Raw genomic sequence first — 17,059 nt, 5'->3', positions numbered from 1 at the left:
GTAAGTCCTCTTTTCTTTGTTTGATAGTTTAAGTGTACCACTTTTGTGAAACGCTTTCAAGCATTTTCTTTTAATATTCAAAATATTGCAACTTTTTGAATGGCAGTTTCCATTTTTCCATGGTTTTTTCGCAAGTTTGTTCATTTAAGGGGTTATCGCTAAGCTCCCATGCTGCTAAGTCCTAAAGCAGATAGAGTTCAGCTGACTGGCAGGCTTGCCTTGTTTCTACAAAAAATGAATAAATATCAAAAAAATTAGCTTTTAGTAAAAAGAAGTCTCATTTTTTTCGAATAAATAAGTGAACCAAATAGTTGGATAATATGAAAAGGATATGAGATGGAACAGTATAGTTGTAAAATTGGTATTTCAGAAGCAGAACACGATAGCTTTGTGACAGGTCACGCGCAAATTAACCTTCTACAAAGTAGTCGCTGGGCTAAGGTTAAAGATAACTGGGAAAACGAACGGATTGGCATTTACCAGGCGGGCGTTCAAGTCGCATCGATGAGCTTACTTATTAAGAGGCTGCCGCTGGGTTATTCGCTTATCTATATTCCGCGTGGGCCTGTTATGGATTATAGGAATGCTTGCTTGGTTCACAAAACGCTGAGCTATCTTAAAGCCTATGGCAAAGCGCAAAAAGCCCTCTTTATTAAGTGTGACCCGGCTGTCTTGTATAGGCAATTTAGGATTGGGCAAGAAGCCCAGATTGCCAAAGAAGGCGAGCAGGCCATCAACCATTTACTAGCAGCGGGAGCTAAATGGGCTGGTTTGACCAGTCGGATGGCTGAGAGTATTCAACCACGTTTTCAAGCTAACAAATATCTTTTACCAGACAGAGAGATCCCATTTCCCAAGCACACGAAACGTTTAATGGCAGACGCCAAAAAGCGGGGAGTGCAAACGATTAGAGGGTCAATTGATCAGCTGGATGCTTTTTGTGAGCTGATTGCTAAGACCAAGACGCGCAAGCAGATTTCCCTAAGAAACCGAGATTACTTTGCCAGATTGATGACTGTTTATGGGGAGGATGCTTTTTTGCATTTTGCTAAAATTGACATTGATGCTCAGCTTGAGCTATTTCGTGAGCATCTGAGTCAGGTCAAGCAGGCGCTTGCTCAAACACCGCAGCATCAAAAGCGGCGTCTGCAGATGCTCAATGATCAAAAAAGATCTTTGGACAAATATATTGAAGAATTTGAGCACTATCAGGAAAATGAATCGGCTGATAGTCCTGCGGTAGCGGGAATTTTATCGGTCGCTTATGGGGATGTGATGGAGATGCTCTATGCCGGGATGGATGACCGCTTTAAAAAATGCTACCCGCAGTATCTTCTTTACCCGCGGGTGTTTACAGATGCCTCAGCCAAGCAAATCAGGTGGGCTAATATGGGCGGTGTTGAAGGGGAGCTTAATGATGGTTTGACGATTTTCAAATCACATTTTAGTCCGACAATTGAAGAGTTTATTGGGGAATTTGACATTCCGGTACACCCTTTTTACCCTCTTTTTTATCAGATATATCAGCTTGGTAAAAAATGTCGCAAGCGGCAGTAGTCCTAAAATTAAAATAATGAGAACAATTTACCCTCTTAGATGAGTAAGACTCATTTTTTGTGAGAATCTGTACAAAATGCAATCGAATTGGTTTCTTATTTCAAGCTTTTCTTTTATAATAATAATGTTAAAGTATATTTTGAAAGTGAGTCCTTGAATGTCCTTAACTCAATTTTTAGAATTGGTAGAAATAAAAGCAAAAACAGCTAGTGTTTTACCTTTTTTGATTGGTTTATGCTTTAGCTATTATTACTATGGATCGGTACATCCGATTTATGTTATGTTGTTTTTTATAGCCATGTTTTTCTTTAATATGTTCGTGGATATTTGGGATAATTACAACGATTATCAAAAGGCGATCAATAGTAGCTATAAAAAAGAAGTTAACATTATTGGAAGAGAAAATCTATCACTAAAATTGATTGAGCAAGTGATGATGGGCCTGGTTGCTAGTTCGGCAATCATTGGTCTAATCTTAACCTATTTGGTTGGCTGGCCCTTGTTACTAATGGGACTTTTTTGCTTTGCCATTGGTATTCTTTATTCAGCAGGGCCACGCCCCCTGTCAAGCCTGCCTTTAGGTGAGCTTTTTTCAGGATTTACCATGGGCTTCATGATTAGCCTAATCTGTGTCTATCTAAACACTTATCAGCAATTTGTCTGGGATTTTGAGCATTTAGGTCAAGTTTTTCTCATTGCCTTACCCAATACCCTGTGGATTGCTAATTTGATGCTCGCCAATAACTTATGTGATAAGGAAGAAGATGAAAGCAATCATCGGTACACGCTCGTTCACTATACAGGGCGTCGATATGGGCTTATCTTGTTCGTTTTGGCTAATGTTTTGGCAATGATAGCTATTGTAATACAAGCGGGCTTGGGACTTGCTCCGGCATCAGTTGTTTTTTGTTTGCTGTTGATTCCATATATCACTAAGCAGACGCGACTCTTGCTTGAAAAGCAAGTCAAAAGCGAGACATTTATCTGTGCGGTGCGTATTTTAGCAGTTGGTTCGATAACCTACGTGCTATTGTACGCTCTTGGTATGTTTATTTTATAGAGGGGTGACACATTATGCAAGAAGTGTTAGTTTTAGGAGCTGGCTATGCAGGATTAAAGGCTGTGCGCAGCCTACAAAAGCATTCAGGTGATTTCCATATCACGCTGGTTGATCGCAATAAATATCATTACGAGGCGACTGAGTTGCACGAAGTAGCAGCTGGTAGTCATTCAAAAGAGAAGATTATTTTCCCAGTAGCCGATGTTATTAATGATAAGGTCACTTTTATCCAAGACGAAGTGGCACAAGTTATCCCTGAAAAAAATAGCGTGGTCCTAAAGAGTGATAGAACCCTTACCTATGATATTGTTGTTGTCTCGCTTGGTTTTCGCTCTGAAACCTTTGGTATTAAAGGGGCGTTAGAAAATGCCCTACAAATGGTTGACATTGATACTGCTGAGCATATTCATCATCATATTGTTAATATGATGGCTAAATACCGAGAAACAAAAGATAAAAATTACTTACGTATTTTGATTTGTGGAGCTGGCTTTACTGGTGTTGAATTGGCAGGAGCGTTTGCAGATGAGCGCAAGCGTTATGCTGAGCTAGCGGGCGTCTCAGAAAATGAAATTGAGATTGTCTGCATTGAAGCAGCCAAGCGCATTTTGCCAATGTTTGATGATAAGCTAGCCCAGTATGGCGTAGATCTCATTAAAAAACGAGGCATCACTCTAATGCTAGGTTCAATGATTAAAGAAATCAAACCAGGCGAAGTGGTTTATGTCACTAGCCAAGAAGATGCTGCGCCACTGCAATCCATTTCTGCTGAAACGATTGTTTGGACAACGGGTGTTAGTGGTAGCGCCGTGATGACAGAGTCTGGTTTTAATGAACGGCGCGGTCGTGTGGTGGTCAACGCCGATTTGCGTGATCCAAATCATGACAATGTCTACATTATTGGTGATGTTTCGGCCTTTATGGATTCACAAACGAATCGCCCCTTCCCAACTACTGCGCAAATAGCAACTCGGATGGGTGCACATGTTGCCACTAACATTGTCCATCAGCTAAAAGGAGAAGCTCTAGAAGATTTTACTTATAAAGCCCTTGGAACAGTAGCTTCGATTGGTAATACCAACGCCTTGGGACTGGTTGGTAAGGCAAAGGTCAAGGGGTATCCAGCTTCCTTTGTCAAAAAGAACATTGTTAATAAATCATTGGTAGAGATGGGTGGCTTAAAAGAGCTGCTCGCCAAGGGCCGCTTTGATCTATACCATTAAGATTGGATTGTCTATTAGCTAATGCCTAAAGCCACCTGTTGTGAGGCTGGTAACTTTATGTTCTTGTTTGTAAAAATTGGGGGATTATTATGACTATTGAAGCTTTGGCACGCTTCCAATTTGCAATGACCACCATTTTCCACTTCTTCTTTGTCCCATTCTCAATTGGAACAGCCTTGGTAGTGGCTATTATGGAAACGTGTTATGTGGTCACAAAAAAAGAAGAGTACAAAAAAATGACGAAGTTTTGGGGCAACATCATGCTCCTAAGCTTTGCTGTTGGGGTAGTGACAGGAATCATTCAAGAATTCCAATTTGGAATGAATTGGTCTGATTATTCGCGCTTTGTAGGAGATATTTTTGGGGCACCTTTGGCGGTTGAGGCCCTCCTAGCTTTCTTTATGGAATCAACTTTCCTAGGTTTGTGGATGTTTACCTGGGATAATAAAAAGATTGGTAAGAAATTACATGCCGCTTTTATCTGGTTAGTGGTTTTTGGCTCTTTGATGTCGGCTATGTGGATTTTGATAGCTAACAGTTTCATGCAAAACCCTGTGGGTTATGAAATTAAAAATGGCCGTGCCCAAATGACTGACTTTTTTGCCCTAATCACGAATCCCCAATTCTTTTATGAATTTTCCCATGTGATCACAGGTGCAATCACCATGGGTGGGATTGTGGTTGCTGGGATGGCTGCTTTTAAGCTGCTTAAAAAAGACAGTCTGGCGGCCAGCACCCAGGCCATTTACAAGAAATCACTGCGACTTGGTCTAGTGATTGCTTTGTTTGGTTCGATTGCTGTGCTTGGCGCAGGGGATTTACAGATGAAAGCTTTGCTGCATGAACAGCCTATGAAATTTGCTGCGATGGAAGGCGACTATGAAGACTCAGGTGATCCTGCTGCCTGGACAGTAGTTGCCTGGGCCAATGAAGCTGACAAAAAACAAGTCTTTGGTGTCAAGATACCTTATATGCTCAGTATCCTTTCTTATGGTAAACCTTCTGGTTCTGTTAAGGGCATGAATACGGCTAATAAAGAATTAGTGGCAAAGTATGGCCAAGATAATTATTTTCCAATGGTTAACCTGCTCTTTTACAGTTTCAGGGCTATGGCCGCTTTTGGTACTTTAATGTTAGGTGTCTCTGCCTTAGGCCTCATTTTGACACGTAAGAAAAAACCAATTCTTTATCAGCATAAATGGCTGTTAGGAATTGTTGCCTTAACCACTTTTGCACCCTTTCTTGCTAACACCTTTGGCTGGATTATTACGGAACAAGGGCGCTACCCTTGGACAGTTTATGGCTTATTTAAAATTAAAGACAGCGTCTCACCAAATGTATCGGTTGCTTCGTTATTAGTTTCAAATACCGTTTATTTCTTGCTTTTTACAGGCCTTGGCGCAATGATGGTTGCCTTGACCATTCGTCAGTTAAATAAGGGTCCTGAATATGGTGATGAACCGTTGACTGGTTTGGGCCAAGCAGGTATTGATCCATTTGAAAAGGGGGCTTACTAAGATGACAGGTTTACAATTCTTTTGGTTCTTTTTAATCGGTTTGCTGTTTTCTGGCTTCTTCTTTCTAGAAGGTTTTGATTTTGGTGTGGGGATGGCTGTTCAGACGCTAGCTCATAATGAAGCTGAAAAAGATCAGATTGTCTCAACTATCGGGCCGGTCTGGGACGGGAATGAAGTTTGGTTGTTAACAGCTGGTGGCGCGATGTTTGCTTCTTTTCCTTACTGGTATGCTTCACTCTTTAGTGGTTATTACCTGATTTTGTTTGCGATTCTCTTTGGCCTGATTATTCGCGGCGTGTCTTTTGAGTTTCGTCACAATGTCGCACCTGAAAAGAAACAGATTTGGAACTGGACGCTTAGCCTTGGTTCTGCCTTGGTCCCCTTCTTTTTTGGCTTGATGTTTATTAGCATGATTCAAGGTATGCCAATTGATGCTAAAGGCAATATGGCGGCAGCTTTTGGAGATTATTTTAATCTCTTTTCCCTTGTTGGTGGCGTAGCTATGCTTTTGCTGACCTATTTGCATGGGTTGAACTATATTGCCTTAAAGACTACTGGGCCAGTTCGTGATCGCGCAGCTAATTATGCCCGCTTACTCTACTGGGTGCTATATGTAGGTTTACTTGCTTTTGCGCTTCTTTTGTTTGTGAAGACGGATTTCTTTAGTAAGCATTTACTTGCGACCTTGGCTTTGTTAGTAGTGATTGTCGCTTTATCTGTTTTTGCGCATGCTAGTGTTTTTGCCAAAAAAGAGATGGCAGCCTTCCTTTCTAGTGGCTTAACACTGGTTGCAGTAGTTGTACTATTATTCCAGGGTCTATTTCCTCGGGTGCTGATCAGCTCTATCAGTACCAAATATGATCTGTTGATCAAGGATGCCTCATCAACACCCTACACGCTTAAGGTGATGTCAATCGTGGCTGTTACCTTAGTGCCCTTTGTATTAGCCTATACCGTTTGGGCATATTACATTTTTAGAAAAAGAATTCACTTACCAGTGGTAGTGACAGGAGAGCAACATGCTGGATAAAGCAGTTATGCGCTTGTCGGGTATTCATCAGTTAATGGGGTTGCTTGCAGGACTAGATTTCCTACAAGCAATCTTTATTATTGGACAAGCTTATTTTTTAAGTGGCGCCATTACAGGCTTATGGCAGGGTCAGCCTTTAGATCAACAAGCCCTAAAAATTGCTGGTTTTTTGGCTGTGTATTTGGGGCGGCATCTGATTAATTTTATCAAGGACCAGCGATTAGACCAATTTGCGGCACAAGAAGCCAAGCACATTCGGCAGCAGCTCCTAGATAAGCTGTTCGAATTGGGGCCAACTCTCGTGCAAAAAGAAGGCTCGGGCAATGTTATCACCATGGCACTTGATGGCGTTGGTCTTGTTGAGAACTATTTGCACCTGGTTTTGAATAAGATGATCAACATGACGATTATTCCCGCTGTCTTGTTAGTGTTTATCTTTTTTTTGGATTGGCAATCGGGTCTCGTCTTGCTGCTGGTTTTCCCTTTGATTATTCTATTTATGATTATCTTGGGCTATGCTGCTAAGGCCAAGGCCGATAAGCAGTATGCTTCCTATCAGCTATTGTCTAATCATTTTTTAGATGCGCTTCGCGGAATTGATACGTTACGTTTTTTTGGCTTAAGCAAAGATTATGCTAAAAGCATCTATCAAACGAGTGAGCGCTTCCGTAAGGCGACGATGAGCACTTTAAAAATCGCGATTTTATCAACCTTTGCATTGGACTTTTTTACCACGCTGTCAATTGCGATTGTGGCTGTCATGCTCGGCTTGCGCTTAATTAATCAACAAATACTTTTGTTTCCTGCCTTAACAGTCCTAATCTTAGCACCCGATTACTTTTTACCTGTTCGTGATTTTTCAAGTGATTACCATGCCACCTTAGATGGGAAAAATGCCTTTTTGGCCATCCAAAGCATTCTGCAACAAGACAGCCCTAAAGCTCCACAGCTGCCTTTGGGGGAATGGGGACCAGACAGTCAGTTCTCTGTGGCTAACATCGCGGTTGACTATGACGGCAAGCTCATGCTAAAGGAGGCTGCTTTTACAGTTAAAGGCTATCAGAAAATAGGCATTATCGGTATGAGTGGTTCTGGTAAATCAACATTGATTAATGTCTTATCAGGTTTTCTTAGGCCAAAGGCCGGCTCGCTCCTTGTAAACGGCCAGGCCCTATCTGACTTTAATCAAGCAGCCTGGCGGCAACAGCTGGCCTATATCCCGCAAAATCCTTATATTTTTGATCAGACCTTGCGAGATAATATTGCTTTTTACACGCCAAAGGCCAGTGATGCGGCAATTTTGCAGGCCATTTCGCTAGTTGGTTTGGATGACCTATTGGCTGAGTTACCTCTGGGCTTAGATACGCCTATCGGTAATGGTGCCCGCTCTTTGAGTGGTGGTCAAGCGCAGCGAATCGCCTTGGCGCGAGCTTTTTTGGATCCAAAGCGCAAGATCCTGCTTTTTGATGAGCCAACAGCCCACTTGGATATTGAGACTGAATTGGAGCTAAAGGAGAAAATGGTACCCCTGATGCAAGACAAGCTGGTGTTTTTTGCGACACACCGGCTGCATTGGTTGCACCAAATGGATCTGATTATGGTCTTAGAAGGCGGTGACCTGGTTGAGCTTGGGACCTATCAGGACTTAATGGCGCAAAAGGGGCATTTGTACCGTCTGCGTCATGCCATGGGAGGGGAAAATGCATAAATTACCAATCATAGCAGCCTTGCAGCGAGATAGTTGGATTAAACCTTTTTTTAAGAAATACCGGCGTTCGCTGCTGCTGGCGTTGTTTTTAGGGTTTTTGACTTTCTTTTGTGCCAGTGGCTTGATGTTTAATTCAGGCTTTCTCATTAGTAAATCAGCTGCGCTACCAAGTAATATCTTGTTAGTTTATGTGCCGATTGTCTTGACTCGGGCTTTTGGGATTGGCCGTCCGGTTTTTCGCTATCTGGAGCGTCTGACCAGCCATAACTGGGTCTTGAAGATGACTTCGCAATTGCGGCGCAGGCTTTATGAAACCATTGAACAAGATGCTGTATTTATCAAGGGGCAGTATCGGTTAGGTGATATTATGGGCTTGTTATCTGAGGATATTAATCACATTCAAAACCTCTATTTGCGTACGGTCTTTCCAACTATCATTGCGTGGTTGTTCTATTGCTTTTTGGTGATCGGCTTAGGCTTTTTCTCGCTGCCCTTTGCTTTATTGATGCTGCTCTATCTAGGGATAATTGTCTTTGTTTTTCCCTTGTGGTCGGTGATTGTCAATGGCGCACGCCAGGAACGGGAAAAAAGTCTCAAAAATGCCCTCTATCAGGATTTAACCGATAATATCTTGGGAGTATCTGACTGGATTTTTAGTGGTCGTGGGCATGACTATGTGGCTTTGCATCAGCAATCACAAGCTAAGCTCATGGCTGTTCAGGCTAGTATGCGGCGTTTTAACAATCGCCGGCAACTCTTGCTGGAAATGAGTTTTGGCTGTTTAGCCATCTTGGTCCTCATCTGGGCAGCCTATCAATTTACAGGGCATTATGGCGGTGCTGCAAACTGGATAGCTGCTTTTGTCCTTTCTGTTTTCCCTTTGGTGGAAGCTTTTGGAGGCTTGTCGGCAGCGGCACAAGAGACGGGCAGCTATGCCGATTCGATTAATCGTCTGAACGCTTTGCCGGCCATTCATCCGGCTGAGCAATCTATGCTAGCACCAGCAGCTCCTTATGATTTAGAGGTCACATCAGTTAGCTTTGCCTATGACAAGCATAGTCGCGAGGTGCTAAAAGATCTGAGTCTGACCATCCCGCAGGGGCAAAAACTGGCCATTTTAGGAAAAAGCGGCTCGGGCAAGAGTACTTTAGCTAGCCTTTTGCGAGGCGATTTGCAGCCTGACCAGGGCTTGATTACGCTGTCAGGCCTTGCTGTCAGTGACTTGTCAGAAAGTATTGCTGATGTTATTGGCGTCATCCAGCAGGCCCCTTATTTGTTCCACACGACAATTGAAAATAACCTACGCATCGGCAATCCCTCTGCAACTCCAGAGGCCATGTGGCGAGCCTTAGAACAGGTCGGCCTAAAAGAGATGGTAAGTCAGCTGCCGGCAGGTCTTGCGACCATGGTCGATGAAGCTGGTCTACGTTTTTCTGGCGGTGAGCGCCATCGTTTGGCCTTGGCGCGGATTTTATTGCAAGACACCCCAATCGTCCTCCTAGATGAGCCAACAGTTGGGCTGGACCCGATTACGGAAATGGCCCTCATTGATACCTTCTTAAAAACTTTAGAAGGAAAAACCCTGATTTGGATTACCCATCATTTGAAAGGCATTGAAGCTGTGGATCGTGTGCTATTCCTTGAAGCTGGTGTATTGGAGTTAGACGGTCCGCCGACTGAACTGAGCAAAATCAGCGCTCGTTACCGGCGGCTAAAGGCAGTAGATGATGGTCAGCTATAAAAAAGTCCGAGGTCAGCAAGGTGAGGTGAAAGTAGGCCTGCTTGGGCAGTCCTTGCCGCCGAAATGATAAAACAACCTGTTTTAATTAGTTTCAGTGAGCCTACCTACTCACAAGGCAGATCACGATGTGTTTAGAAAAGGATTAAATGCAAGGAGAATCAAGCGTTTAATCCTTTTTACTTGCACTTGCTGCTTTGGCTAGGAGCCAGCAAGTGCCCTTATAGGTGTAGTCGCCTGTGTGACTTTAGAAAAAAACACCCTATGTTAGAGTTGGAGATAGGTGTCCTGGATTTTGAGGACCCATCAGGTGTCTAACGGTTGGGGTGTTTTTTAGATCATTTCAGAGCCCCGGCTCCTTAGAGGAGTTGCAAGGTAAAGCTTGCTTGCGGTTTTTTTGGGCCAGATTCTAGAAATTTGGGCTTGCGGTTTTTTGGGGGCTAGATTCTAGAAGTTTGGGCTTGCGGTTTTTTTGGGCCAGATTCTAGAAATTTGGGCTTGCGGTTTTTTGGGGCTAGATTCTAGAAGTTTGGGCTTGCGGTTTTTGGGGCTAGATTCTAGAAGTTTGGCTTGTGGTTTTTGGGCCAGATTCTAGAAGTTTGGGCTTGCGGTTTTTTTGGGCCAGATTCTAGAAATTTGGGCTTGCGGTTTTTTGGGGCTAGATTCGAATGCTTGAGCCCCCAGCTCCCTAGAGCCAAACTCTACAAGTTTGAGCAGTAGCTCCTCAGGCCCCAGCACTCAGAAAGCAAACTTCACAAAGCTGGCCTAGCCCCTCAGGCCCCAATTTTTCAGAGCCCTGGATTGGTACTTAGGCCCCGCTCTTCTGTGCCCCGCGCTAAGGTTGGGGCCCCGGTTCCTTAGAGCTGCAATTCCTTAGAGCCCTAATCTTTGAGCTACACTCTAACTTCTGGGCTATAGCTTGATCGAGCAGTCCTTTTAGACTTGGCGGCTAAGGAGGTGTTTGGTGAGGCTTAGTAATTCCTTGCGTCTTTTGCTATCTGGGATGCGTTCAATGTCTGCTAGGGCTTTTTGTGTAAACCGATTCGCCAGGCTGCGAGCCTGATCAATGCCTTTGGCCTGCTTGACTAGCTTAGCTAATTGTTTTAATTCTGTGTCAGTAATAGCAGCCTTTTTGTCTAATAAAGGCTGTATCTGGCTTGCCTTTTCCCTAAGGGCTAGTAAGAGGGGCAGGCTATAGACGCCATTGCGCACGTCTTCAAGGACGGGCTTGGTGAAGTCCTTGGGGCTAGCGGTGTAGTCGAGGATGTCGTCGAGGATCTGGAAGGTCATGCCAATTGCGTAGCCAATGCGTCCGGCTAAGTGGACGGTTTTTGCGTCGCTGCCGCCAAAATAGGCTCCCTCTTGGCAAGCGAGTTTGAACAAGGCGGCTGTTTTGCCTGAGATGGCACGCAGGTAATCCTGGATGGTTTGGGCTTGGTTATAATAAAGGGCCATTTGATCGAGTTCGCCGACCAGGATTTTTTTCATGGCCTTGGCGTTAATCGCCATAAAGGGGCTGCCTTCCATGGTTTCTAAGATTAACTCAAAGAAAACGGTGAATAAAAAATCACCAGTGTAGACGGCGACATCCTTGCCAAAGGTTGTTTGTATGGTGGGTTGATTGCGGCGCAGCGGCGAATCATCTATCACGTCATCATGGATCAAGGTGGCCATGTGGAGAATTTCTAGTGAGGTGGCAATCTTAATCAGGCCTTCTTGCTTGGACTGTTGTTGTGGTCGCTGTAAAGAACCAAGGGAGGCAAAAAGGAAAAAGAAGGCTGGGCGCAGATACTTGCCACCGGCTTGGCTTAACTGGACAATCGCTTGTGAGATATCGGTATTACGAATAGCTGTGCGCGTGGCAATCATCGTACAGACGTCATCGAGTTGATTTTGAATATCTGGGAAGTGTTTCCAGTACTGTGGCATGCTTTTTCTCCTTGTTGCTAATTCTTTATTATTTTACCGCATTTAGGAGCTTATGACCACCATTATCTTTCTGCCTTTTAGGAGTGGGAGCCAAGTGATAGATAGTTGCTATTTTAGGGGATATTGTGTATAGTCTTTACTATGATATGGAGGCAGAAAGAGAGTAGTAAATGGTTTCAATAATTGAGAGAGCGCCTGCTAAGCTTAATCTTGGCCTTGATGTGCTTGGCAAGCGCGCTGACGGCTATCATGATTTGGATATGGTCATGATCAGTATTGACTTATGTGATTATGTTACGGTTACCCCGCTTGAGGCTAATGTCATTGAGGTAGATTCAGACTGTTTGAAGATGCCAAATGATCGCAAAAATGATGTCTACAAAGCCGTTCAATTGATTAAAGAAAAGTATCATATCACCCAAGGGGTCTCGATTTTTGTTGAAAAATCAATCCCCGTTTGTGCGGGTATGGGTGGCGGCTCAAGTGATGCCGCAGCAACCATCCGTGCTTTGAACCAGCTCTGGAAACTGAATATGTCTTTGCCTGAGATGATTGCTATTGGTATGCAAATAGGGAGTGATGTCCCTTATTGTCTCAAAGGTGGTTGTGCTCAGGTCAGCGGTAAGGGTGAGATTGTAACCCCGATAGCCTGTGAGCTGTCTTGTTGGGTGGTGCTGGCAAAGCCACACTTTGGTATTTCGACACGAACGATTTTTCCAGATATCGATTGTGATCAGATTTCACGGGTGAATATCGCTGCGCTAGTTCAAGCTTTAAAGAGCAATGATTATCCCCGTTTACTGGCAGCCATGGGCAATTCTTTAGAAGATGTTTCGATTGCTAAACGGCCTTTCATCCAAAAAATGAAAGATCGCATGGCAAAATCTGGCGCAGATATTGCCTTGATGACAGGGAGTGGTCCATCAGTGTTTGCCCTGTGCCGCACGGAAAAACAAGCGAATCGTGTGGTTAATAGCCTAAAAGGCTTTTGCCAAGAGGTATATAAGGTTCGCACGCTGCTGTGAGCCAAAGCCTCGCGTGAGGCAGACCAGAGTTGCTGGGAAATCAGCAGTTTTTAGGTTGCCTTTGAACCTTTTTTGGAATCATTTATGGTATAATCAAGCTAATTGGAAGACCATTTAGATGTGCCTGCCAATTTATTAAAAATATATAAAAAAGCATGTCGTTAGCAATGAACGGCCTTCAAAAAAATAGATGTTGTGTCTAACTGGTGAGGCGTGGTTCAAAATAGTTACATGCATTTTCGTCATGTCTATGACGGCCTCAAGATGCCTTTTTATATTGCTTCTCGGGGAAAAGTTTGCTATAATTAACTGGTTAACAAAGGGAGGAAACTGCCATGGGGACGTTAGAGAAAAAGATTGATCAACTCGTAAATACTATTTTATTAAAGGCTGAAAATCAGCATGAATTGCTTTTTGGCGCCTGCCAAAGCGATGTCAAGTTGACCAATACGCAAGAGCATATTTTGATGTTGCTCTCACAAGAGCGCTTGACCAACACAGACTTGGCCCGCAAATTAAATGTTAGCCAGGCTGCTGTGACCAAGGCGATTAAAAGTTTGGTGAAGCAGGGCATGCTAGCTGCAACAAAAGATACGGTTGATGCCCGTGTGACCTACTTTGAACTAACAGAACTGGCTTTGCCGATTGCCCATGAGCATACCCATCACCATGATCAGACGCTAGACGTCTATCAAGTCCTCGTTGAGCAGTTTTCAGACCAGGAAAAAGATATTATTGAACGCTTCTTGGATGTCTTTGCTCATACATTAGAAAGGTAAACTATTGAGATATATTACTGTTGAAAACCTCTCCTTTCAATACGAGAGTGAGCCTGTCCTTGAAGGGATTAACTACCATTTAGATAGTGGCGAGTTTGTGACCCTAACGGGTGAAAATGGCGCGGCCAAAACCACCTTGATCAAAGCAACCCTGGGCATTTTGCAGCCCAAGCAAGGCCATGTGACCTTATCTGCTGTCAATAAGGATGGCAAAAAATTACGGATTGCCTATTTGCCCCAGCAAGTAGCCAGTTTTAATGCGGGCTTTCCTTCAACGGTTTATGAATTTGTCAAGTCTGGTCGCTACCCAAGAACTGGTTGGTTTCGGCGCTTATCTAAGCACGACGAAGAGCATATCAAGGCTAGCTTAGAATCTGTCGGCATGTGGGATAATCGGCAAAAACGCATAGGCAGTCTATCTGGTGGACAAAAACAGCGCGTGGTTATTGCCCGGATGTTTGCTTCTGATCCGGATGTCTTTATCCTAGATGAGCCGACAACAGGAATGGACAGTCATACCACCGAAACCTTTTATCGTCTCATGCACCATAATGCCCATGAGCATGGCAAAGCGGTGTTGATGATTACACACGATCCAGATGAGGTTGTGGATTATGCAGATCGTAATATTCACCTGGTTCGCAATCAAAACCTGCCTTGGCGTTGTTTCAATGTGCATGACACTGAAACAAAGGAGGTTGGCTAGATGCTGGAAATTCTCTCTTATGATTTTATGCAACGTGCCATCTTGGCTGTGATTGCTATCAGTATTTTTGCACCAATATTAGGGATTTTTTTGATTCTGCGCAGGCAGAGCCTAATGAGTGATACGCTCAGTCACGTTTCCCTAGCAGGGGTGGCGCTTGGTGTTGTGATTGGGATTAACCCAACCTGGACAACGGTGCTTGTGGTCGTTTTAGCCGCTGTTTTACTGGAGTATCTCAGCGTGGTTTACAAGCATTATATGGAAATTTCGACGGCTATTTTGATGTCGCTGGGATTGGCTTTATCTTTGATTATTATGAGTAAGTCAGCGAGTTCGTCTAATATTAGCTTGGACCAGTATTTATTTGGTTCGATTGTGACGATCAGCCACCAGCAAGTCATTGCCTTGTACACGATTGCCGCTGTTATTTTAAGCTTGACGCTGCTCTTTTTCCGGCCGATGTATATTTTGACCTTTGATGAGGATACGGCATTTGTTGATGGCCTGCCGGTGCGATTCATGTCGGTATTGTTTAATATCGTGACAGGGATTGCGATTGCCTTAACCATTCCGGCTGCGGGTGCTCTTTTGGTATCAACGATCATGGTCTTGCCAGCCAGTATTGCTATGCGCTTAGGCAAAAACTTTAAGACCGTGATTGCTCTTGGCATTATGATTGGTTTTGTTGGCATGCTGTCTGGCATTTTCCTCTCTTACTTTTGGGAAACACCAGCCAGTGCTACGATTACCATGATTTTTATCAGTATTTTCTTGGTGGTCAGCCTGGTTGGAGCGCTGCGCAAGACATTCAGCTAGGCCATTGTGTCAGTCTTGACTGAGTAGGGAGATAAGCACTAAGGCTGAGCACTTATCTATCTAATCCCTCTCACCCGTCGACTAAATGCGCAATCGCTCACTTGTGGATGAGGCTTTCTAACCTAACCCTTCTCACGTTTTTTCAACAGTATAATAACCTGATTCTTGCCCAGTAAGAGTCGGGTTGTTTGCTGTTTTGTCGCCTACTTTAGCCGCTGGACGGCTGGCTAAACCCCATAAGGTGTTTGCTCTCGCCTCAAGAAGTAGTTCATGGATTTTTTGTTAAATCACTAACAAGCCTGTCACTGACCACAAAAAATGCGCTATAATAAAAAGGCAGGTAAAATGATCAGATCAAAAGAAGATATACATTTGTCAAGAGCTCAGCCGCAGCAAAAAATGCTGCTAGTAGGAGTAGGCCCCCTTTTTTGCTTTTGTAACACATCTTGCTTTACTAGGGAAGCTAGCCTTAGGAGCTGCGCTGGGCAAATGCCTGGACCAGATTGATCTGCCTTACGCCTTCGTGCTTTTAGTCGATGGCTGCTCCCTAGCTTTTTCTAAAGGTGTTAACCATGTTAAAGTAGGAGTCAGTCTGACTAATGAAGAGTTCAAAAATTAAATAGGAGTTTTAAAAAAAGATGTTTCAGAATAATCGTTATAATCTAACGGCCATCTTGTTATGGTTGACTTATTTTTGTCATGGTATCCAAGCCATCCTCATTTCGCAAAACGCCGCTTTCTTTGCGCAGAAGTGGGGTGTTGAAGCGGCAGCTGTTTTTGGTGTGATCGCTTGGACCGGACTTGGCAAAATCGCTTTTTTGACCTTCTCTGGTTCCCTCTCAGATAAGATTGGCCGCAAGCCCGTGATTGTGCTTGGTTTGCTGGGCTATGTTATCATGTTTGGCATGCTTTTGGTCGCAAGCAATATCTGGCTTGCAAATGGCTTGGCCTTTATTGGTGGTGCGATGACGTCCTTTTATGATGGGGCCGTTAACCCTGCGCTATTTGAAATGTATCCGAACAATAAAGCAACGGCATCCATTATGAGCAAGACCTTCATCTCCATCGCTTCGATGCTTTATCCCTTATTTGTGGCCTATGTGATGAGTCACCATTTGGCGCCAGAACTCAGCATTCTTGTGCCTTTTGTGCTCAGTGCCCTAGTACTGCTTGGGGTGGTCTTCTCCCGTTTTCCTGACAATGATCTGCGCAAGGAAAAACGGGTCTCCCCGCGTCAGGCGATTAAGCTATTAGAAGAAAAACAAAGCACAGCAGTAACAGAGGCAGCCATGCCTAGACAGCATACGCCCAACTTTGCCATTGATGGGGGGATTCTTTCTGCCTTTGCCTTAATGATTTATTCAACGTTTTATTTGTTCCAGCAAGCTTCAAAACTCTATGCCCAAAATGTCATCCACATGTCTGAGACGGGTGCTTCTGCGGTCACCTCTTATTACCAGTTGGGTGGCTTGGTAGCAACCCTTGTCTTTGCCATCTTGATGGCTCGTGGCATTCGCGACATTGCGCTTTTGATGATTAGCCCGATTTTTGCCGGGCTTGCTGGCCTCCTCGTGTATTTTGTACCGACTGCTCAAACCTTGATCCTTGCGGGCATTGTGATTGGTTTTTTTGCGGCGGGTGGCTTACTTCAGATGGGCAATGCCGTCCTCAATCAGTTTTTTGATAAACATAAGGGCCGCAATACCAGTTTCTACTATCTGATCATGTCCCTAGGAGCTTACATTGTCCCGGTCCTTGCTGCTAAGCTTGTGGCCCACAATCGCGCCGCTGACATTATGCTCTTTGTGGCCTTGTGTGGCTTTGCTTCAGCAGGCCTCATGCTGCTAGCAGGCCAGCGTTACCGCTATATTTTTGGCTTGCCGGTTTTTTCAAATGCCAAAAAGAACCCGAAGCATCGCTAGCCTAGCAAATGGCCAGATAATGGTTTATGTTCCCTGCGGTGTCAAACTT

At 44.1% G+C, this 17,059-nt stretch carries 13 protein-coding genes; 12 read left to right on the top strand and 1 reads right to left on the bottom strand.

Going from position 1 to position 17,059, the window contains the following annotated elements; genetic code table 11:
* The first annotated feature begins 336 nt into the window (after positions 1-336).
* The 7 genes from K5J94_RS01125 (at position 337) to cydC (ending at position 9,836) form a co-directional block, all read left to right on the top strand.
* Entirely contained in the window at positions 337-1,557 is a 1,221-nt protein-coding gene (locus tag K5J94_RS01125; RefSeq protein WP_221913242.1) for a peptidoglycan bridge formation glycyltransferase FemA/FemB family protein, read from the top strand.
* Positions 1,558-1,714: 157 nt separating this feature from the next.
* Positions 1,715-2,617: a prenyltransferase gene (locus K5J94_RS01120; RefSeq protein WP_159547877.1), complete on the top strand. Its 903-nt coding sequence runs from the start codon at positions 1,715-1,717 to the stop codon at positions 2,615-2,617.
* 14 nt (positions 2,618-2,631) lie between these two features.
* Positions 2,632-3,840: an NAD(P)/FAD-dependent oxidoreductase gene (locus tag K5J94_RS01115; RefSeq protein WP_221913240.1), complete on the top strand. Its 1,209-nt coding sequence runs from the start codon at positions 2,632-2,634 to the stop codon at positions 3,838-3,840.
* Positions 3,841-3,929: 89 nt separating this feature from the next.
* Positions 3,930-5,357: a cytochrome ubiquinol oxidase subunit I gene (locus K5J94_RS01110; RefSeq protein WP_159544672.1), complete on the top strand. Its 1,428-nt coding sequence runs from the start codon at positions 3,930-3,932 to the stop codon at positions 5,355-5,357.
* Position 5,358: 1 nt separating this feature from the next.
* Positions 5,359-6,387, top strand: coding sequence for a cytochrome d ubiquinol oxidase subunit II (gene cydB / locus K5J94_RS01105; protein WP_221913238.1), 1,029 nt, complete (start codon positions 5,359-5,361; stop codon positions 6,385-6,387).
* Positions 6,377-8,095, top strand: a complete 1,719-nt coding sequence (cydD, locus tag K5J94_RS01100; protein WP_159547883.1) for a thiol reductant ABC exporter subunit CydD — start codon at positions 6,377-6,379, stop codon at positions 8,093-8,095. Before cydB ends, cydD begins: the two co-directional genes overlap by 11 nt.
* Positions 8,088-9,836 carry a thiol reductant ABC exporter subunit CydC gene (gene cydC / locus K5J94_RS01095; RefSeq protein WP_221913235.1) on the top strand — a complete coding sequence of 583 codons (1,749 nt, stop codon included), beginning with the start codon at positions 8,088-8,090 and terminating at the stop codon, positions 9,834-9,836. Before cydD ends, cydC begins: the two co-directional genes overlap by 8 nt.
* A gap of 933 nt (positions 9,837-10,769) precedes the next feature.
* Here the strand turns inward: cydC and K5J94_RS01090 are convergent.
* Complete coding sequence (locus K5J94_RS01090; protein ID WP_159547887.1) at positions 10,770-11,762, bottom strand: polyprenyl synthetase family protein; 993 nt, start codon at positions 11,760-11,762, stop codon at positions 10,770-10,772.
* Positions 11,763-11,932: 170 nt separating this feature from the next.
* Here K5J94_RS01090 and ispE point away from each other — a divergent pair, with 170 nt between their 5' ends.
* The 5 genes from ispE (at position 11,933) to K5J94_RS01065 (ending at position 17,010) form a co-directional block, all read left to right on the top strand.
* Complete coding sequence (gene ispE / locus K5J94_RS01085) at positions 11,933-12,787, top strand: 4-(cytidine 5'-diphospho)-2-C-methyl-D-erythritol kinase (protein ID WP_159547889.1); 855 nt, start codon at positions 11,933-11,935, stop codon at positions 12,785-12,787.
* 335 nt (positions 12,788-13,122) lie between these two features.
* On the top strand, positions 13,123-13,566 hold the full coding sequence (locus tag K5J94_RS01080) for a zinc-dependent MarR family transcriptional regulator (protein ID WP_159547891.1): 444 nt from the start codon (positions 13,123-13,125) through the stop codon (positions 13,564-13,566).
* Positions 13,567-13,570: 4 nt separating this feature from the next.
* Positions 13,571-14,272, top strand: coding sequence for a metal ABC transporter ATP-binding protein (locus tag K5J94_RS01075; RefSeq protein ID WP_159547893.1), 702 nt, complete (start codon positions 13,571-13,573; stop codon positions 14,270-14,272).
* Positions 14,273-15,088: a metal ABC transporter permease gene (locus K5J94_RS01070; RefSeq protein WP_159547895.1), complete on the top strand. Its 816-nt coding sequence runs from the start codon at positions 14,273-14,275 to the stop codon at positions 15,086-15,088.
* Positions 15,089-15,726: 638 nt separating this feature from the next.
* Positions 15,727-17,010: an MFS transporter gene (locus K5J94_RS01065; protein ID WP_221913233.1), complete on the top strand. Its 1,284-nt coding sequence runs from the start codon at positions 15,727-15,729 to the stop codon at positions 17,008-17,010.
* The last annotated feature ends 49 nt before the right edge of the window (positions 17,011-17,059 follow it).

The sequence above is a fragment of the Streptococcus halichoeri genome (genome assembly GCF_019774635.1).
In the GTDB taxonomy this organism is placed as follows: domain Bacteria; phylum Bacillota; class Bacilli; order Lactobacillales; family Streptococcaceae; genus Streptococcus; species Streptococcus halichoeri.
Note: the sequence above shows the minus strand (reverse complement) of the source record. Positions and strands in the feature narration are given on the sequence as shown.